Below are 15326 nucleotides of genomic sequence, written 5' to 3' on the forward strand. Positions count from 1 at the left end.
GATGATCCGCGCCCCTGCGCCGCTATTCGAACTCGAAGCCGACTGCCCGTGGATCAACCGGCCTTGGGCTAAGCTCATACGTCTTGTGCCGCAGGAACGCCATAAGGGATTTGCTGTCTCCGGCACGGGCCTTCAGGGCATCGCGCCCGATGGGCTCACCCACCACGACCCGCACCGAGGTATCCATCCGCTTGCGGAACTCCTTGATCAACAGGCCCATACGCAGCGTGGTATGCAGATGGCTGGCCACCTGGAACAACCGGCTGGTATGCCCGTCAAAGAACACCGGCACCACCGTGGCATCGGATTTCGCCACCATCCGCGCCGTAAAGGCGCGCCAGCCGGGGTCCATCGGCTGGGCAAAGGGTTTCGCCGCCGTGCTGACCGTACCACCGGGGAAAATCCCGATCGCCCCGCCCTGGCCCAGATACTCCAGCGCGCGCTTACGGGTCTCGAGGTTCAGTTGCACGGCCTCTTTGGTTTCGTCGAAACTGATCGGCAGGATGATGCGGCTGACATCCTCGGCCTTGCGAAACACCTGATGCGCCAGAATACGGAAATCGCCGCGCGTCCGGCTCAGGATATGGCCCATCATCAGCCCGTCCAGAATACCGTAAGGATGATTGGCGATCAGGATCAGCGGCCCCTCGCGCGGGATACTGTCCAGCGAGCCGCCCACGACATCCAGCGTCAGGCCATAGCGTTCCACCATCACCTGCCAGAAATCCCGGCCCTGCGCGATCTCGTGCTCATATCCCCGGGCACGCTTGATCAACCCGATCCGCCCCGTCAGGTTTTCCATGGTACGGATCATCGCCCGCCCGCTGCGGGTGCGGGCGGAATGGGCATAGCTGATATCGCGCGCGATGTGCCGCTCCTGGCGCATGGGTCAATCCTGTACGATTCGGGCCTTGCGGTAGATCATCGCGACAGGAGTGACCAGATACGGTTACAGTTTTGCGACAAATGCGTGACGATCACTCCGCCGCCCGCGCCATCGGCGCGCCGCCCTGCCGGATCACCGCCAACAGTTCCTCGCGCCGCTTGGCCGCCTTTGCCTCGTTGGCCTGCTTGACCGGACCAAAACCGCGAATCTGCAGGGGCAACCCGGCCAGCGCGACCACCGCATCATGCGTGGCGTCGTCCAGTTTCGGCAGCACCTCGGCCATGTCGCGCTCGTACTGTCTGATCAGCGCGCGCTCCATCTTGCGCTCGGCGGTATAGCCGAACGGGTCCAGCGGCGTGCCCCGCAGGCGCTTCATCTTCGACAGCCACCGCAGCGGGCGTTCCAGCCACGGGCCGAACTCGCGCTTTTTCGGGCGGCCATCGGCACCGGCCTTGGCCAGCAGCGGCGGCGCCATATGGAAGGTCATCTCGAAATCGCCGTCGAACTCGGCTTTCGCCTTGTCACGGGTCGACAGAAGCAACCGCGCGACCTCGTATTCGTCCTTGTAGGCCAGCAGCTTGTGATAGCCCCTGGCGGCGGCCTCTTTCACCTCGGCGTCGTCGATCCCGTCCAGCAGCTTGCGATAGCGCTTGGCCAGCCCCTTGCCCTGATAGTCGACCAGTTGATCGGCCCGGAACGCGATCTTGTCGTCCAGCGTTTTGGGCTTTTCCACCACGTTGGGCGTCAGCAAGGCCTCCGCCTCTTCGGGAAAGGCCGCGGCCCACCGGCCCACGTCGAAGGCGCGCAGGTTGCGCTCCACCGCCGCGCCGTTCAGCGTGATCGCATCGCGGATCGCTTCCAGCGACAGGGGCACCAGCCCCCGCTGCCACGCCGCGCCGAACACGATCATGTTGGAAAAGATCGAATCCCCAAGCGTCGCCGTCGCCAATTCATGCGCATCGAACAGTTGCACGTCGTCGCGCAAACGTGCCTCGAGCGACAGTTTCAGCCGATCCGTCGGCAGGCGGAATTCGGTATTGCGGGTGAACTCGCCGGTGATGATCTCGTGGCTGTTCACCACCGCGCCGGTGCGCCCCGTACGCGTCAGCCCCAGGGTCTTGGCCCCCGCGCTCACCACCAGATCGCCCCCGATCAGCGCATCCGCCTCGCCCGTGGCCACGCGGATCGCGCTGATATCGGCAGGGTCGTTGGCGATGCGGCAATGGATATGCACCGCGCCGCCCTTCTGCGCCAGCCCGGCCATTTCCATCATGCCGGCGCCCTTGCCGTCCAGTTGCGCCGCCTGTGCCATGATCGCGCCGATGGTCACAACGCCGGTCCCGCCAACGCCGGTAATCACCACGTTATGCGTGCCGTCGATGTCGGGCAGTCTCGGCAGCGGCAGGTCGGGCAGATCGAACCCCTTGACCGCCTCCTTGCGGATTTTCGCGCCTTCCAGCGTCACGAAAGACGGGCAAAACCCCTTGAGACAACTGAAATCCTTGTTGCAGGCGGATTGGTCGATCGCCCGCTTGCGGCCCAGTTCGGTTTCTTCCGGCACCACCGCCACGCAGTTCGACTGCACCCCGCAATCGCCGCAGCCCTCGCAGACATCGGTGTTGATGAACACCCGCTTGTCCGGGTCCGGGAAGGTGCCCCGCTTGCGGCGGCGGCGTTTCTCGGCGGCGCAGGTCTGGATGTAAACAATAGCCGATACACCACTGATCCTGGTGAATTTTTCCTGAACCTCGGGCAGGTCCGCCCGCTCGTGCCAGGTGATTCCACCGGGGAACACGCTGCGCTCGGGTTCTTCCTTGGCATCATAGACCACGGCGATGTCCCTGACCCCCGCCGCCTGCAATTCGCGCACGATCCTTTCGGGCGTCAGATCGCCCTCGTTGGCCTGCCCGCCGGTCATGGCCACGGCATCGTTGTAAAGGATCTTGTAGGTCATCGTGACACCCGAGGCCACGGCCGCCCGGATCGCCAGAATGCCGGAATGGTTATACGTCCCGTCGCCAAGGTTCTGGAACACGTGATCGCGGGTCGAGAACGGCGCTTCGCCGATCCAGTTCGCCCCTTCGCCGCCCATATGGGTAAAGCCGCTGGTGCCGCGATCCATCCACAGCGACATGATGTGACAGCCGATCCCGGCATAGGCGCGCGACCCGTCCGGCAGCCTGGTCGATGTATTGTGCGGACACCCCGCGCAGAAATACGGCAGGCGCGCGGCGATCTCTTCTGCATTGTCGGATTTTTTATCTTTTTCAATGGCTTGCAAACCGGCTTTCACCCGATCCGTGCCGCGCCCTTCCTCAATCAGGATCGTGCCGATCTTTTCGGCGATCATCACCGGGTCCAGCGCCATGCGCGTCGGGAACAGCTCCTCGGAATGCATGCCGCCCGCGCCGCCCTTGTACCAGCCATAGACGCGCCGCCCGCGCCGGTCGTCGAAAATCGCTTCCTTGATCTGCACCTCGATCAGCTTGCGCTTTTCCTCGACCACGACGATCAGGTCCAGCCCTTCGGCCCAGTCGTGAAACCCCTTCATGTCCATCGGGAAGGTCTGCCCGATCTTGTAGGTGGTCAGGCCCAGCCGTTCGGCCTCGGCCTCGTCGATGCCCAGCAGGTCCAGCGCATGCACGAGATCCAGCCAGTTCTTGCCCGCCGCGACAAAGCCGATCTTCGCGCCCGGTTTTCCCCAGACACGTTTGTCGATTTTATTCGCGTTTGCAAAGGCTTCCGCCGCGAATCTCTTGTGGTCGATCATCCGCGCCTCTTGCGGAATCCAGTGATCGTTGAGGCGAATGTTCAGCCCGCCCTCGGGCATGTCGAACTCGGGCTCGACAAACTGCATCCGGTCGGCGCGGCCATCGACGACGCTGGTCACCTCGACCGTGTCCTTCATCGTCTTCAGCCCCGCCCAGACCCCGGCAAAGCGGCTCAGCGCAAAGCCGTACAGCCCGTAATCCAGGATTTCCTGTACACCGGCAGGCGACAGCACCGGCATATAGGCATCGACCAGCGCCCAGTCGGACTGGTGGCACACGGTCGAGGATTCGCCGGTATGGTCGTCCCCCATGGCCATCAGAACGCCGCCGTATTTCGAACTGCCCGCCATGTTGGCATGGCGCATGACATCGCCCGAGCGGTCCACACCGGGCCCCTTGCCGTACCAGAGGCCGAACACCCCGTCATGCTTGCCCTCGCCGCGCAACTCGGCCTGCTGCGTGCCCCACAGCGCGGTCGCGGCAAGGTCTTCGTTCAGTCCCGGCTGGAACAGGACACCGGCCTCTTTCAGGGGTTTCTCGGCGCGCATCATCTGCATGTCGACCGCCCCCAGGGGCGAGCCGCGATATCCCGTGACATAGCCCGCGGTCTTCAGCCCCGCCGCCCGGTCCCGCGCGGCCTGCATGATCATCAGGCGAACCAGCGCCTGCGTGCCGTTCAACAGAACAGGTGATTTTTCCAGGTCGTAACGGTCGTTCAGGGATACTGTATGCTTGCTCATCGCTCGCGCCCTCCCGTGCGATTGGTATGCTTATATATAGGGCGATAATAGGTCATAATTAATGACCTACAAAGGGATATTTCACGAAATTGATCAGGTAAGCCGGTGGCCATAAATGAATTTTCTGGTATTGCGTGTCCCTGTCGCCAGTGAATCGAAAGTTGCAGGAATGGATTGGGATAAACTCAGAATATTTCACGCCGTGGCAGATGCCGGCAGCCTCACCCATGCGGGCGATCAGCTGCACCTGTCGCAATCGGCGGTCTCCCGCCAGGTCCGTGCGCTCGAAGAATCGCTCAACGCCACCCTGTTTCACCGCCATGCGCGGGGGCTGATTCTCACCGAGCAGGGCGAATTGCTGTTCGACGCCACGCGCGCCATGATGAAGCGGCTCGATGCCGCCACCGCGCGCATCCGCGACAGCGAGGAAGAGGTGTTCGGCGAATTGCGCGTCACCACCACTACCGGGTTCGGCTCGCTGTGGCTGGCGCCGCGCCTGCCGCAGCTTTACAATAAGTACCCCGATCTCAAGATCGACCTCATGCTGGAAGAACGCGTGCTGGACCTGCCGATGCGCGAGGCCGATGTCGCCATCCGGATGAAGGAACCCAGCCAGGCCGACCTGATCCGCAAGCGGCTGATGAGCGTGCATATGTGCCTCTACGCCTCGCCCGAATATCTGGCGCAGCGCGGCACACCCGAAACGCCCTCCGATCTGCATCATCACCGCCTGGTCTGCCAGAATCCGCGCTCGGCACAGGTGGGCGCGGGCGCGATGCTGATCAACGAACTGATGACTCACGACATCCCGTCGCTCCTGACGGTGAACAATTATTTCGGCGTCTTGCAGGGCGTTCTGCATAATCTGGGCATCGGCGTGCTGCCCGATTACCTGACGCAGGACTTCCCCAACCTCGTGCGCGTCCTGCCCGATGTCCACTCCGTCGATGTGCCTGTATTCCTCGCCTATCCCGAGGAATTGCGCCACTCCAAACGCATCGCCGCCTTCCGGGATTTCGTCCAGAACGAGATCATCACCTACCGCAAAAAGCTCAAGGAACAGGCGGAAAGCTGACGATTTGGGCGCTTTTCAACTGAGGCATGCATGCAACGCATATCGGGCATGATGCGCTCGCAGCAATATTACCCTTGATTGCACCGCACGATCCCCCTAAATCCCGCTCGTGACGGTGATTGCTTCTGGCGTCACCATCATACCTCCCTGTTGGACTATGGCCGAGCTTAGTGCTCGGCCTTTTTTTGTGCAAATGCTGCACGTGGCTTTTCAAACCGCCCATTTCATGATCGTTGCGCCCATCGCCCGAACAGGCGTTTCAGATCACCGGCAGGTCCGGCCCCGCCATCGACGACAACAGGCGCGGCGCGCCTTCGGTGATCGCGATATTTTCCTCATGCACCATGATCCGCCCCGGCGCGGTGTCGATCCCCGGCTCCAGTGTGATCACCATGCCGGGGCGCAGTTCGGAATGATCCTTCGCCGTCAGCGACAACCCTTCTGTCAGTTGCATGCCCAGACCGTGCCCCAGACGCCCCGCCCCCTCGCCGCCGCCCACGATATCGGCCATGACACGCCAGACATCGCTGGCCCGCGCGCCGGGGCGCGCGGCCTCCAGCCCCGCCTGAGTGGCCTCGATCAGCCGTGCATGGGCGTGCCTTTGCGCCGCACTGGCCCCGCCAATGGCGAAGTTCCGGTCATAATCGCAGAAATACCCGTCACGCACCGCGCCCGTGTCCAGCATCAGCACATCGCCCACCGCCAGCGGCGCATCGGTAGCCGGTGAAATCACGTCGGCATAGCCCTGCGCCCCCGCACCGCCCGCCAGATAAGGCACCCAATCGGCCCCTTCCTCCAGCAACAGCCGCTGGAAATCCCGGAACACCCGGCTCAGCGGCACACCGGGCGCGGCGATCTCGCCGACGCGCGCGAACGCCCGCCCGGCAATCGCGCAGCTTTCGGCGATTTTCGCAATCTCGGCCCCGGACTTGATCGCACGGCACCCCGCCACGATCCCCCGGTCATCGGTGAACTCCAGCCCACTCGCGCGCCTGACCCGCTCGAAATCCGCCAGCGGCATGCGCAGGTGGGTTTCCGGCCCCGACGGCACGCCCACCGGGCCGCCCGCCTCCTGCAACGCCTCGACCAGCAGGCTCACCCCGTCATCCTCGGGGTCCGGCGCGGCCCATGTGCGGATATCCCCGACCCATGTCGCCCCCATCAGCGCCGCGCCGATCGACGGGATCACCGCCACCGGATCGCCGCTGACCGGCAGGATCAAAAACCACGGGCGGCTCGGGCTTTCCCAGAAGCGCGTCAGGAAGCCGGTGAAATAGCGCAGCTCCGGCTCGGTCGTCAGCAACAGCGCGCCAAGCCCTTCCTCCCCCATCCGCGCCTGCGCGCGGGCCAGCCGCCTGCGATACTCCCCAACCGGAAAACCCCGGCTCACGCCCCGGCCTCTTCGCTCAGGATGCAAAGAACCCGCGCCTCCTGCGACAGGTCCATCAGCCGCAGCGCCGCCAGCCCCGCCCCGCCCGACTCGGTCGTGGCAAGGCCCTGCGCGGCCAGTTCCGGCAACACCGCGCTCGCCTCGGCATCGCTGATCGTCACGAACGCATCCGCATCGCGCGCCAGCCCTTTCAGCGCGATCAGCGAGGGCGCCTTGCAATCCAGCCGCCCCATGTTCGACACCGGCCCGGCGCTCTCCTCGGGCCGCCCCGCCCGGATCGAGCCCATCAGCGCAGGCGCGGCCTCGGGTTCCACCACGACAATCCGGGGGCTGTCGCCCCAGACATGGCGGAACCACGCGGCACAGGCCCCGGCCAGCCCGCCGACACCGGCCTGCAACAGGATATGCGTGGGCGCTTGCGGCATCTGGCGCGCGGCCTCGGCAGCCATCGCCAGATAGCCCTCCATCAACCGGTGCGGCAGGTCGAAATATCCCGGCCAGGAACTGTCCGACAGCAAGGTCCAGCCCTTGTCCTGCGCCGCATCGGCGGCGGCCTGCATGCTGGCCTCGTAATCGCGGCCCGCGCGCACCACCTCGGCCCCCTTGCCGCGCAAGCGCTGCGCAAAGCCCTCGGGCACGGTATCCGACAGGTACACCACCGCCTGCGCTCCGAACACATGCGCCCCGGCGGCCACCGACAGGCCATGATTGCCCGCACTCGCCGTGACATAGGTGCGCCCGTTCAGCGCATTCGCCATGTCCCCGGCCCCGGTTGCGCCAGCCTCGTGGGCAATGACATAAGCCGCGCCAAGCGCCTTGAAGCTGCCCAGCCCCATGCGCCCGCGCTCGTCCTTGATCCAGACCCGCGCGCCGAACCCCTCCGCCTCGACCAGCGGCGTTTCCCCCGCCACCGGGCAGCGCGCCAGCAGCGCCTCGACCGCGCCCGCGTCGATACCGGGGGCCGGTGCGCCGTGCAGCACGTCTTCGGGGAGGCGCTTGCCCCGCCACGGATTGTCCAGACTGTCCATGATCCCTCCCGATGCGTCGCATCATAGCAACGCCATTCCCCCCTTCCGGTCAAGCAGGATCGCGCGGCCCCTTCCCCCGGCCCGCGCCATGCACTAATAGAGACCCCAACCGGACCACCCAGGGGGAATCCATTCACATGCAGGACCCGGCAATCACGCCCGAACTGATCGAGGCCCATGGCCTCAAACCCGACGAATACCAACTGATCCTCGATATCATTGGCCGCGAGCCCACGTTCACCGAACTGGGCATTTTCAGCGCCATGTGGAACGAGCATTGTTCCTACAAATCGTCCAGGAAATGGCTGCGCACCCTGCCCACCGAAGGGCCGCAGGTGATCTGCGGGCCGGGGGAAAACGCCGGGGTCGTGGATATCGGCGACGGTCAGGCGGTCATCTTCAAGATGGAAAGCCACAACCACCCCTCCTACATCGAGCCCTATCAGGGCGCGGCAACAGGTGTGGGCGGCATCCTGCGCGACGTGTTCACCATGGGCGCGCGGCCCATCGCCTCGATGAACTCGCTGTCCTTCGGCGAACCCGACCACCCCAGGACACGCCAGCTCGTGCATGGCGTGGTCGAAGGCATCGGCGGCTACGGCAACTGCTTCGGCGTGCCCTGCGCCGGGGGCGAGGTGCGCTTCGATCCGGCCTATAACGGCAACTGCCTGGTGAACGCCTTTGCCGCCGGTCTCGCGGATGCCGACAAGATCTTCTACTCCGCCGCCTCGGGCGTCGGCATGCCGGTGGTCTATCTCGGTGCCAAGACGGGCCGCGACGGTGTCGGCGGGGCCACCATGGCCAGCGCCGAATTCGACGAAACCATCGAGGAAAAACGCCCCACCGTTCAGGTCGGCGACCCCTTCACCGAAAAGCGCCTGATGGAGGCCACGCTGGAACTGATGGCCACCGGCGCGGTGATCTCGATTCAGGACATGGGCGCGGCGGGCCTCACCTGTTCCGCCGTGGAAATGGGCGACAAGGGCAACCTCGGCGTGCGCCTCAACCTCGAAGACGTGCCCTGCCGCGAAGAGAACATGACCGCCTACGAGATGATGCTCTCGGAATCGCAGGAACGCATGCTCATGGTCCTGCGCCCGGAAAAAGAGGCCGAGGCCAAGGCGGTGTTCGACAAATGGGATCTCGATTTCGCCATCGTCGGCGAAACCATCCCCGAGGATCGCTTCCTCATCATGCATAACAACACGGTCAAGGCCGACCTGCCGCTCAAGGCGCTCTCGGGCAACGCCCCCGAATACGACCGCCCCTGGGTGGAAACCCCGGCGGCCGATGCGCTCGACAGCGATACCGTGCCGGGCGTCGATCCCATCGACGGGCTGCGCGCGCTCATTTCCTCGCCCAATTACTGCTCGCGCCAGTGGGTCTACGAACAATACGACACCATGGTCATGGCCGACACCGCCCGCACACCGGGGCAAGGCGCGGGCCTGATCCGCGTGCACGGCACCGACAAGCTGCTGGCCTTCACCTCGGACGTGACCCCCCGCTACGTCAAGGCCAACCCCGTCGAGGGCGGCAAACAGGCCGTGGCCGAGGCCTATCGCAACCTCACCGCGCTTGGCGCGGTGCCGCTGGCCACCACCGACAACATGAATTTCGGCAACCCCGAAAAGCCCGAGATCATGGGCCAGTTCGTCGGCGCGATCAAAGGCATCGGTCAGGCCGTCGCGGCGCTGGACATGCCCATCGTGTCGGGCAACGTGTCGCTCTATAACGAAACCGACGGTCAGGCGATCCTGCCCACCCCCACCATCGGGGCCGTGGGCCTGATCCGCGATCCCGAAACCGCGATCACCGGCGAGGTGCGCGAGGGCCATGTCGCCCTCCTCGTGGGCGACACCACCGGGCATCTGGGCCAGTCCGCCCTGCTGGCCGAGGTCTATAACCGCGTCGAAGGCGATGCCCCCGCCGTCGATCTCGACACCGAGAAACGCCACGGCGATTTCATCCGCGCCAACCACGCGCTGATCAAGGCCTGTACCGACCTGTCCGATGGCGGGCTGGCGCTGGCCGCGTTCGAACTGGCCGAATCCGCGGGCGTCGGCGTGCATCTGGACAGCGACGACACCGCCTTCCTGTTCGGCGAGGACCAGGCGCGGTACCTGGTGGCCTGTAACTTCGATCAGGCCGAGGCACTGATGATCGAAGCGGGCCGCGCGGGCGTGCCGGTGCAGACCGTGGGCCGCTTTACCGGCGATACGGTGCGCTACGGCGGGTCCGAGGCCCCGCTGGACGAGCTGTCGCAACAGTTCCGCTCCAGCTTCGGCGCGCATTTCGCCTGACGATGTGATACAGTTGACGGCGGGCGGTTCTGCCGCCCGCTCTTGCGCCGCCCCCGACCGCGCTCTACATCTTCGGGAGTAGACCAACAGGAGATGCCCGCATGCCGATGCAAGCCCATGAAATCGAGGATCTGATCCGCGCGGAATTTCCCAATGCCCAGATCACCATCACCGATCTGGCAGGCGACGGAAATCACTACGCCGCCGAGGTGGTGGATGCCTCGTTCAAGGGGATGAACCGCGTCCAGCAGCAACGCGCCGTCTATGCCGCCCTCAAGGGCAAGATGGACGGCTCGACCGGCGAATTGCATGCGCTGGCCCTGACCACCAAGGCCCCCGGCTGATCCGATGGGCGCGGGCACGGTCATCGTCAGCGTGATCGCCATCGCCGTGGTCACTGCCGTGCTGGCGGTGCTGCGGGCGAAAACCGACACTCTCTCGCCGCGCGGCTGCGAACCCGGACAGGGCGATCAGCTGATCGACATCGCCTATTGCTCGGGCGGGCTGGGCGGCGGTCATGGCGGCGTCATGCGCGTCACCCGCGACCCGCAGCAATATGCCCGCGCCTTCGTGCCGCGGCATGCCAGCGGGAAACGGCACCAGACCGGAAAGTGAGCGTAACGTGCAAGCCAGCGACAGTTTCACCATCTCCCCGTTCGGACTGCCCGAAGGCCACATCCTGAGCGGGCACCCCATCATCTTCCTGCTGATCGCCCCGTTTGCCATCCTGTTCCTCTGGGCCGCATGGCTGGAATTCCGGCGCTGGTATCGTCACGGGCCTTCCATGAACCGCCGGGCGGATTTCCCGATCGACAAGACCGCGCCCAGCTACGAGCCGCCCGAACCCAAAACCCGATCCTCCCGCGATGCCGGGAAAGGACAGTCCTGAAAGGTAAACAATGACCGACGTGAAAACCCGTATCGCCGACACCGTGAAAGCCAATGACGTGGTGCTTTACATGAAAGGCACCAGGGACATGCCGCAATGCGGCTTTTCCAGCCGCGTTGCCGGGGTGCTGAATTTCATGGGCGTCGACTATGCCGACGTGAACGTGCTGGCCGACGAGGAAATCCGCCAGGGTATCAAGGATTATTCCGACTGGCCCACCATCCCGCAGCTTTACGTCAAGGGCGAGTTCGTGGGCGGCTGCGACATCATCACCGAAATGACGCTGTCGGGCGAACTGGACCAGCTGCTGGAACAGAACGGCGTCGCCTTCGACAAGGACGCCGCCGACAAGATCCGCGAAGCCAACGCCTGAAGTGTGCCGGGGGACGATGGGGGCATTCGCCATTGTCTCTAGGACCAATGGCGCACTACCCTGCCCCCGCCGCCCGATGGGCGACTCCCCCGGGCAAGAAAGAAAGGGGCGGCAAGGCTCAGAGCGGCCAGAGCACCGCCGCCAGCCCCGCCGTAAAGGCGCCCGCGCGTAGCAAGGGCGCCTTTTTGCGCACCAGGGCCCAGCTGATCAAGGCCAGTCCGAGGGCGATCTTCCCCGCCGCCAGCAGCGCGGCCCCCGGCGTGGCGGCCAGAGCGATCAGCGCCGGGTTCGCCACCATCCCGAGCGGGATCAGATAAAGCCCGATCCCGAGCGTCATCGCCGTCAGCGCCACCTTGAGCCAGTTCTCCCCGATCATGCCCGACGCGATGAACACCGCGCCGCAAACCGGCGGCGTGATGGTGGACAGGAGCGCATACCAGAAGACGAACAAATGCGCCTGCAACGGCTCCAGCCCCAGCTGGGTCAGCGCCGGACCGGCAACCGACACGCAGATCACATAGGCCGCCGTCGTCGGCACCTCCATCCCCAGCACAAGGCAGGCGATGGCGGTCAGCAGCAGCGACGGCCAGAGCATCCCGCCCGAGGCCGAGAGGATCAGCGACGTCAGCTTGACCCCAAGCCCCGTCACCCCCAGCACACCGATCACCAGCGACGCGCAAAAGATGATCGACCCGATCAGCGCCACCTGCCGCGCCGCCGTCAGCACGGCGTTTTCCGCCCGTGTCACCGCGCGGCGCAGGTCGATCCGCAGATCGCCCCCCAGCATCAGCAGACACGCCGCGCCGAGGATCGCCAGACAGGCGGCATATTGCGGCGTCACCCCCAGCCCGAACATCCCCCATAGCAGGATCGCGAAGGGCACGAGGAAAAAGGCCGAGGTTATGGCCACATCCCGCCCCGCCGGGCGATCCTCGGCGCGCAGGCCGCGCAGGTCGAAGCGGCGGGCATAGCCGTCGATCCCGATCCACACCGCCCAGAAATACAACAGCGCAGGCAGTGCCGCGGCGGCCATGATGCCCGTATAGGGCGTGCCTGTCAGCTCCACCATCACGAAGGCGCCCGCCCCCATCAGCGGCGGCATGATCTGCCCGCCCGACGAGGCCACGGCCTCGACCGCGCCAGCGATGCGCCTGGGATAGCCCAGCTTTTCCATGGCGGGCAGCGTGATCGCCCCGGTCGAGGCCACATTGGCCGAGGCCGACCCCGAGATCGACCCGAACAGCGCCGAACTGAGGACCGATACCTTGGCCGCCCCGCCCCGCAACCGGCCCGCCGCCGCCGCCGCCACGTTCATGAAGCCCTGCCCGGCCTCGCCCGCATTCAGCACCGCGCCGAAGATGACAAAGATCGACACCACGTTCACCGACACCGCGGTCAGGCTGCCCCACAGCCCGCCTTCGGCGATCACCAGCGTGCCGAGGAAACTTTCCACCGGCGTGCCCGAATGCCCGAAACGGCCCGGAATATGCTGACCATAGAGCCCGTAAAGCAGCGCCAGCGCCGCCACCAGCGGCAAGGGCCAGCCGATCGCGCGGCGCGCAGCCTCCAGCACCACGAGGATCAGGACGGCGGCGATGGCCACCTGTCCCTGTCCTTCCAGAAACCCGTACTGATCGGCCAGCGCGTTCTGGTTCCACACCACCCAGAGCGCCGCTGTGCCGCCCAAAGCCGTCAGTACCGCGCCCGAGGCCAGCGACCACCCGGCCCGGCCCCGGATCAGCACCCAGGGCAGCACGAACACCAGATGCAGCGGGCGGCTCACGAGGTTCGGCACCAGCCCGGAAAACACCAGACCGATGTGAAAAACGACAGAGGCCAGCGCGAAGCTGGCCCAGATCGCCCGCGCAGGCCCGGCCTGCGCGGCGGTGTCGGAGGTTGCCGTGCTCACTTCTGCGCGTCGGTCAGGGCGATGCCCGCCTCCTCGTAATAGCGCACAGCGCCGGGGTGGATCTTGCCGGTGATGTTCTCCATCAGCCCGGTATCCACACCGGCCCACCATTTGGCGGCCTCCGCCATCCTGTCCTTTTCCTCCCAATAGGTCTTGGTCAGCAGATAGGCGGTCTCGTCATCCATCCTGGTGGTGGTAAAGGCCACGACCGGCAGCGAGGTGGTGGTGATATCCGCCTCCTGCCCCGCATAGGTGCCCGCCGGGATCACCAGCCTGGCGCGCTCGGTCCGGGCGATTTCCTCGTCGCTCAGCGACAGAATGGTCACCCCGGTCGAGGCTGCGGCCTCGACCACGTTGGGCGCGGGCCACGACCCGGAAGTCACGAACCCGTCGATCTGCCCGTTCTTCAGCGCCGGAACCGCGTTCGACAATTCCACATCGGCAATGTTCACCTGATCCGCGATCCCGAACAGTTCAAGGTATTTCTCGCCCTCACGGGCACCGAAACTGCCCTTGCCCAGCAGGATCGTCTTGCCCGCCATATCGGCAAAGCCGGTCGCGCCACTGTCCCTGGACATCACGAAATGCATGGTCAGCGACGGGATCGGAAACAGTGCGCGAATCTCGTCAAAGGCCGGATCGCCCTTGCCTTCGAACATCGCCTTGCCGCCCTGCGCCAGCCCGACAAGGGCCGGGGGCGTGGTGAACACGTAATCCGCGCCGCGCGCACGCACCTCCATCACGTTCTGAACCGAGCCCTGGCTTTCCTCGACCGTGACGCTGATCTCGCCGCCCGAGGCCTCCTGCATCGCCTCGGCGATCTGCACGCCCATCTGGTAATAGGACGAAGCCGTCTTCGCCGACTTGTAGGTAACGCGGGTTTCCGCCTGCGCAGGCAGCGCGGCAGTGGCCGCCAGCAGAACGGCAGCGGTGATGCAACGGATTTTCATGAGGACCTCCCTGAGATTCGGCGCCATCAAACCGCTGTCGATGCGGATGGTCAATGCCCCGCGCCCCCGAAAAACCCAAGGACGCCGGGGAACGGTCCGAAAGTCTCAGGCGCGTTCCCGGCCGCCCTCACCGTCCAGCTGATCGGCCAGGGATTCCGCCCGCGCGGCGATCTCGGCCATGGCATCGGAAACCGTCTGCGGCACCACGGGCACCTCGATCTGCTGCGGCTCGGGCGCGGGGGCGTTGCGCAACTGGTCCAGTTCGGCCTCTTTCTCGGCCATCCTGTCCTCGAGCGCGCGCAGCTTGTCCTGAATGCCCGCCGTCTTGTCGGCGAGCATCAGCCCCGCCATCAGCAACATGCGCGGCTCGGGGATGCGCCCGATCTGCGCCGTCAGCACCGAGGCCTCCTCGTTCAGCATCCGGGCCGCGGCCTTCAGGTAATGCTCTTCACCGTCCTGGCAGGCCACTTCGAACATGCGGCCGCCGATTTCCACTTCAACCTCGGGCATCAGGCCTCCTCCGACTGGGTTTCGTCACTGTCCGCCGCGCCGCCTTCCAGAATCCGGGTCAGCTCGGCCAGAATGGCATCGGCCTCGGCCCGGTCTGCGGCATGTGTGGCGCGCAGCCCCTCGAGCTCGGCCAGCATGGCCTTGTTGATCAGATGCGGTTCCGCCAGGCCCCTGGCATTGGCCTCGCGCAGGGCGGCGTTGTTGTCGCGCAACTGCTGGTTGGCCTTGCGCAACGACTGCAAATCGCGGTCCAGCGCCTCGATCTTTCCGGCCATCTCTTGGCGCGCCCTCGCCGCGACCTCATCCTGCGCGTCATGCTTTTCGTGCAGCTTTTTCAGGCGCTCTTCCAACTGGGCGCAGGCCAGCCGTTCGTCTTCCAGCTGCTGCCTGAGCGTTTCCACCTCCTGCACATCGGCCCCGGCCTGGCGGTCTTCCAGGCCCTGCCCGATGCGGTCCAGCGCGGCAATGATCCGGCGCTGCAATTCGTCGATCTGGCTCATCT

At 65.5% G+C, this 15326-nt stretch carries 14 protein-coding genes; 6 read left to right on the plus strand and 8 right to left on the minus strand.

The features are described from left to right. Positions 1 to 22: 22 nt before the first annotated feature. On the minus strand, positions 23 to 886 hold the full coding sequence (locus BUB53_RS02305) for a lysophospholipid acyltransferase family protein (RefSeq protein ID WP_073032239.1): 864 nt from the start codon (positions 884 to 886) through the stop codon (positions 23 to 25). A 91-nt stretch (positions 887 to 977) separates the two neighbouring features. Next, positions 978 to 4397: an indolepyruvate ferredoxin oxidoreductase family protein gene (locus BUB53_RS02310; RefSeq protein WP_073032242.1), complete on the minus strand. Its 3420-nt coding sequence runs from the start codon at positions 4395 to 4397 to the stop codon at positions 978 to 980. 169 nt (positions 4398 to 4566) lie between these two features. Between BUB53_RS02310 and BUB53_RS02315 the strand changes: the two genes are divergently transcribed. Then, the gene (locus BUB53_RS02315; protein ID WP_073032244.1) at positions 4567 to 5472 is read left to right on the plus strand and encodes a LysR family transcriptional regulator; all 906 of its coding nucleotides are present in this window, start codon (positions 4567 to 4569) and stop codon (positions 5470 to 5472) included. Between the two features lie 259 nt (positions 5473 to 5731). Here the strand turns inward: BUB53_RS02315 and BUB53_RS02320 are convergent, their stop codons facing one another. Together BUB53_RS02320 and BUB53_RS02325 are read right to left on the minus strand one after the other, a co-directional pair. After that, on the minus strand, positions 5732 to 6862 hold the full coding sequence (locus tag BUB53_RS02320; RefSeq protein ID WP_073032246.1) for a M24 family metallopeptidase: 1131 nt from the start codon (positions 6860 to 6862) through the stop codon (positions 5732 to 5734). Continuing rightward, positions 6859 to 7890, minus strand: coding sequence for a pyridoxal-phosphate dependent enzyme (locus BUB53_RS02325; RefSeq protein ID WP_073032248.1), 1032 nt, complete (start codon positions 7888 to 7890; stop codon positions 6859 to 6861). The genes BUB53_RS02320 and BUB53_RS02325 overlap by 4 nt, the downstream gene beginning before the upstream one ends. A gap of 137 nt (positions 7891 to 8027) precedes the next feature. Here BUB53_RS02325 and purL point away from each other — a divergent pair, with 137 nt between their 5' ends. The 5 genes from purL to grxD all read left to right on the plus strand — a co-directional run bounded on the left by purL (position 8028) and on the right by grxD (position 11455). Continuing rightward, on the plus strand, positions 8028 to 10193 hold the full coding sequence (gene purL, locus BUB53_RS02330) for a phosphoribosylformylglycinamidine synthase subunit PurL (RefSeq protein ID WP_073032250.1): 2166 nt from the start codon (positions 8028 to 8030) through the stop codon (positions 10191 to 10193). Between the two features lie 101 nt (positions 10194 to 10294). Further along, the gene (locus BUB53_RS02335) at positions 10295 to 10537 is read left to right on the plus strand and encodes a BolA family protein (protein ID WP_073032253.1); all 243 of its coding nucleotides are present in this window, start codon (positions 10295 to 10297) and stop codon (positions 10535 to 10537) included. A gap of 4 nt (positions 10538 to 10541) precedes the next feature. Next, the gene (locus tag BUB53_RS02340; protein ID WP_073032255.1) at positions 10542 to 10808 is read left to right on the plus strand and encodes a hypothetical protein; all 267 of its coding nucleotides are present in this window, start codon (positions 10542 to 10544) and stop codon (positions 10806 to 10808) included. A 7-nt stretch (positions 10809 to 10815) separates the two neighbouring features. Beyond that, on the plus strand, positions 10816 to 11082 hold the full coding sequence (locus tag BUB53_RS02345; protein WP_073032258.1) for a hypothetical protein: 267 nt from the start codon (positions 10816 to 10818) through the stop codon (positions 11080 to 11082). A 10-nt stretch (positions 11083 to 11092) separates the two neighbouring features. Further along, the gene (gene grxD, locus BUB53_RS02350) at positions 11093 to 11455 is read left to right on the plus strand and encodes a Grx4 family monothiol glutaredoxin (protein ID WP_073032261.1); all 363 of its coding nucleotides are present in this window, start codon (positions 11093 to 11095) and stop codon (positions 11453 to 11455) included. Positions 11456 to 11573: 118 nt separating this feature from the next. On the opposite strand, the gene BUB53_RS02355 is transcribed toward grxD, so the two are convergent. The 4 genes from BUB53_RS02355 to BUB53_RS02370 form a co-directional block, all read right to left on the minus strand. Then, the gene (locus BUB53_RS02355) at positions 11574 to 13364 is read right to left on the minus strand and encodes a TRAP transporter permease (RefSeq protein ID WP_084728809.1); all 1791 of its coding nucleotides are present in this window, start codon (positions 13362 to 13364) and stop codon (positions 11574 to 11576) included. Continuing rightward, positions 13361 to 14314, minus strand: coding sequence for a TAXI family TRAP transporter solute-binding subunit (locus BUB53_RS02360; protein WP_073033680.1), 954 nt, complete (start codon positions 14312 to 14314; stop codon positions 13361 to 13363). The genes BUB53_RS02355 and BUB53_RS02360 overlap by 4 nt, the downstream gene beginning before the upstream one ends. Before the next feature lie 105 nt (positions 14315 to 14419). Continuing rightward, positions 14420 to 14824 carry a cell division protein ZapA gene (locus tag BUB53_RS02365; protein WP_073032263.1) on the minus strand — a complete coding sequence of 135 codons (405 nt, stop codon included), beginning with the start codon at positions 14822 to 14824 and terminating at the stop codon, positions 14420 to 14422. Next, positions 14824 to 15324, minus strand: coding sequence for a hypothetical protein (locus BUB53_RS02370; RefSeq protein ID WP_073032265.1), 501 nt, complete (start codon positions 15322 to 15324; stop codon positions 14824 to 14826). Before BUB53_RS02370 ends, BUB53_RS02365 begins: the two co-directional genes overlap by 1 nt. Between the last annotated feature and the right edge of the window lie 2 nt (positions 15325 to 15326).

Source organism: Roseovarius pacificus, assembly GCF_900142665.1.
Taxonomy (GTDB): Bacteria; Pseudomonadota; Alphaproteobacteria; order Rhodobacterales; family Rhodobacteraceae; genus Roseovarius; species Roseovarius pacificus.

What these genes read in the sequence shown, in the direction of transcription:
- BUB53_RS02325 (WP_073032248.1), bottom strand. Translation starts at nt 7,890, where the DNA reads ATGGACAGTCTGGACAATCCGTGGCGGGGCAAGCGCCTCCCCGAAGAC.
- BUB53_RS02370 (WP_073032265.1), bottom strand. Translation starts at nt 15,324, where the DNA reads ATGAGCCAGATCGACGAATTGCAGCGCCGGATCATTGCCGCGCTGGAC.
- BUB53_RS02310 (WP_073032242.1), bottom strand. Translation starts at nt 4,397, where the DNA reads ATGAGCAAGCATACAGTATCCCTGAACGACCGTTACGACCTGGAAAAA.
- purL (WP_073032250.1), top strand. Translation starts at nt 8,028, where the DNA reads ATGCAGGACCCGGCAATCACGCCCGAACTGATCGAGGCCCATGGCCTC.
- BUB53_RS02315 (WP_073032244.1), top strand. Translation starts at nt 4,567, where the DNA reads ATGGATTGGGATAAACTCAGAATATTTCACGCCGTGGCAGATGCCGGC.
- BUB53_RS02365 (WP_073032263.1), bottom strand. Translation starts at nt 14,824, where the DNA reads ATGCCCGAGGTTGAAGTGGAAATCGGCGGCCGCATGTTCGAAGTGGCC.
- BUB53_RS02340 (WP_073032255.1), top strand. Translation starts at nt 10,542, where the DNA reads ATGGGCGCGGGCACGGTCATCGTCAGCGTGATCGCCATCGCCGTGGTC.
- BUB53_RS02305 (WP_073032239.1), bottom strand. Translation starts at nt 886, where the DNA reads ATGCGCCAGGAGCGGCACATCGCGCGCGATATCAGCTATGCCCATTCC.
- BUB53_RS02360 (WP_073033680.1), bottom strand. Translation starts at nt 14,314, where the DNA reads ATGAAAATCCGTTGCATCACCGCTGCCGTTCTGCTGGCGGCCACTGCC.
- BUB53_RS02335 (WP_073032253.1), top strand. Translation starts at nt 10,295, where the DNA reads ATGCCGATGCAAGCCCATGAAATCGAGGATCTGATCCGCGCGGAATTT.
- grxD (WP_073032261.1), top strand. Translation starts at nt 11,093, where the DNA reads ATGACCGACGTGAAAACCCGTATCGCCGACACCGTGAAAGCCAATGAC.